The organism is Pseudomonas sp. P5_A2_2, from assembly GCF_054177685.1.
In genome coordinates this window covers 1-2,848 of the sequence record NZ_JBGCUL010000596.1, presented here as the reverse complement: position 1 = coordinate 2,848, position 2,848 = coordinate 1, and the positions used below count along the sequence as shown (strand labels likewise).

Below are 2,848 nucleotides of genomic sequence, written 5' to 3'. Positions count from 1 at the left end.
CCGATGGGTCGTCGGTTGCGATAAACCGATGCGCTGCGCCAGTTGCGTCACCCGCTCGCCGCCCTCGACGGTATCACCCAGTGTTCGCAGCACCGCAAACAATCTTGAGACGGCGCCGACACCGATTTCATTCTTGTTTTCATTCCGCTCAATGGAATTTGGCATCTTGTTTTCCGATTATTAATTTGCTGAACGAATAAAACTCGAAATTGTCATCGCCTCAGTGAAATAGGCCATTGAGCCCATCCTAGTCTTCGTCCTACTCTGCGTCCAGACAGGGGCGATTCGAACAACAGCGGCAGCCGACTCAAGTCGAGCGCCACGCACCCCGGCAACATCTTTTCGTATCTGCCCATACAAAAAAGCGCGCCTGCGGGTGACGCATAACAATCTCAGGTGGAGCGCAGTCATGGCTTTTGTGCAACTTGAAAAACTCTGCAAACGCTACGGCGAAATCGACGCCGTCGTCGCCACCGACCTCTCGGTCGAGAAAGGTGAATTCGTGTCCTTGCTCGGCCCATCGGGATGCGGCAAGACCACCACCCTGCAAATGATTGCCGGCTTCGTCGAAGTCACCAACGGGCGCATCGTGCTCGATGGCCGCGACATCACCCACGCCAAACCCGCCAGCCGCGGTTTGGGGGTGGTGTTCCAGAGCTACGCGCTGTTCCCGCACATGACCGTCAAGGACAACGTCGCCTTCGGCCTGCGCATGCGCAAAGTGCCGAACGCTGATATCCAGCAGCGAGTCGACCGGGTACTGAAACTGGTGCGCCTGAATCAGCACGCCGAGCGTTACCCGCGGGAGCTTTCCGGTGGCCAGCGCCAGCGCGTCGCCCTGGCCCGCGCCCTGGTGATTCAGCCGCCGGTGCTTTTGCTGGATGAGCCACTGTCCAACCTCGACGCCAATCTGCGCGAAGAGATGCAATTCGAGATCCGCCGCATCCAGCGCGAAGTTGCAATCACCACGCTGATGGTCACCCACGACCAGTCGGAAGCGCTATCCATCAGCGACCGTGTCGTGGTGATGCAGGCCGGGCGCATCACCCAGATCGACGCGCCCTACACCCTCTACGAACACCCGCGTACCGAATTCATATCCGGATTCGTCGGCAAGGCCAATCTGCTGCCCGGCGAGCGCAATGGTGCCGGTGCGGTTCAGGTGTGCAGTGTTGGCAAAGGCGATCTGACCCTGAGCCTGCGGCCGGAAAAAATCGATCTGCGCGATGCAGGCCACGGTCGTTTACAAGGCAAGATCGTCAGTCGGTTTTTCCTCGGCAGCCAATGGCTGTACGGCGTCGGGACGAGCCTGGGTGAACTCTGCGTGGTGCGCCGCAACGATGGCTCGGCGCCGTTGAACGAAGGCACTGCAGTCGGTCTGGACTGGGACGCGGCGCTGCTGCGAGTGCTCAGTGTCGACGAGGTGCCAGCATGAGTACCCTTACCGCCACCCGCCAGGGACGCCAGGGGTATTGGCTGTCCGCACCAGCCCTGGCCTTGTACCTCGGCTTGCTGATCATCCCGCTGGGATTGACCCTGGTGCTGTCGTTCAACGTCTTCGACTACAGCTCGGGGATCAACGGCGATGCCTACACCGTCGAGCACTACAGCAGCCTGCTGGGCGATCCGTATTTCTACGAGATCTTTCTGCGCACCTTGTGGATCAGCGCCCTGACCACTTTGCTCTGCGTGCTGATCGGCGTGCCCGAGGCCTACATCCTCAGCCGCATGGGCACACCCTGGCGCTCGATTTTCCTGATTCTGATCCTCACCCCGCTGCTGATTTCGGTGGTGGTGCGCGCCTTCGGCTGGAGCCTGTTGCTCGGCGCCGACGGCCTGGTCAACCAGACCCTGCAAGCCCTCGGTGGCTCGCCGATGAAGCTGCTCTACACGCCGTTCGCGGTGGTGATTGCGCTGGTCCACGTGATGCTGCCGTTCATGATCATTCCGGTCTGGACCTCGCTGCAGAAGCTCGACCCCKCCGCCGAACAAGCCGCGCAGTCGCTGGGCGCCAGTCACTTCACGGTGATTCGCCAGGTCGTGCTGCCACAGGTCATGCCTGGTGTGTTGTCCGGCACATTGATCGTGTTTGGCCTGGCCGCCAGCTCATTCGCGATTCCCGRCCTGCTCGGCGGTCGTCGGCTGAAGATGGTTGCCACGCTGATCTACGACCAGTACCTGTCGGAACTCAATTGGCCCATGGGCGCGGCCATTGCCGTGGCTCTGCTGCTCATCAACCTGCTGATCATGCTGTCGTGGAATCGCATGATCGAAGGCCGCTACAAGAAGTCATTGGGATAATTCGTCATGTCCAGGAACGGTCCTTTCGCCCTGCTGTTTCATACCCTGGTGGTGTTGTTCATGATGGCGCCGCTGGTGGTGGTTTGCCTTGTGGCCTTCACCCCGGAAAACACCCTGAGCCTGCCGACCACGGAGTTCTCTCTACGCTGGTTTCGCGCGGTGTTCGAGCGTGCCGATTTTGTCGATGCGTTCTACAACAGCCTGATCCTGGCGTTCAGTGCAGCCACCCTGGCGACGCTGATCGCGGTGCCCGCCGCGCTGGCGATCACTAGATTCGAGTTTCCCGGTCGAGACTTTCTCAACGGCCTGTTTCTGTCGCCGATCATCATTCCGCACCTGGTACTCGGTGTGGCGTTGCTGCGCCTGTTTGCGTTGCTGGGTGTCAATGGCAGCTTCGTCTGGCTGATCTTCGCCCACGTGCTGGTGATTACACCGTATGTGCTGCGTCTGGTGCTGGCCTCGGCCATTGGCCTGGATCGCAGCGCCGAACACGCCGCGCAATCCTTGGGCGCAGGGCGCTTCACGCTGTTCCGCCAGATCACCCTGC

At 60.6% G+C, this 2,848-nt stretch carries 4 protein-coding genes; 3 read left to right on the top strand and 1 reads right to left on the bottom strand.

Annotated elements, in window-relative coordinates; translation table 11 throughout:
• Window positions 1-165: helix-turn-helix domain-containing protein (locus tag ACXRVY_RS22830; protein ID WP_458238307.1), on the bottom strand; the 165-nt coding region annotated here is incomplete at its 3' end.
• Between the two features lie 244 nt (window positions 166-409).
• Here ACXRVY_RS22830 and ACXRVY_RS22825 point away from each other — a divergent pair.
• From ACXRVY_RS22825 to ACXRVY_RS22815, 3 genes are all read left to right on the top strand, one after another.
• Window positions 410-1,435: an ABC transporter ATP-binding protein gene (locus ACXRVY_RS22825; RefSeq protein WP_223463826.1), complete on the top strand. Its 1,026-nt coding sequence runs from the start codon at window positions 410-412 to the stop codon at window positions 1,433-1,435.
• On the top strand, window positions 1,432-2,301 hold the full coding sequence (locus tag ACXRVY_RS22820) for an ABC transporter permease (RefSeq protein WP_458238306.1): 870 nt from the start codon (window positions 1,432-1,434) through the stop codon (window positions 2,299-2,301). The genes ACXRVY_RS22825 and ACXRVY_RS22820 overlap by 4 nt, the downstream gene beginning before the upstream one ends.
• Before the next feature lie 6 nt (window positions 2,302-2,307).
• Window positions 2,308-2,848: ABC transporter permease (locus ACXRVY_RS22815; protein ID WP_458238305.1), on the top strand; the 541-nt coding region annotated here is incomplete at its 3' end.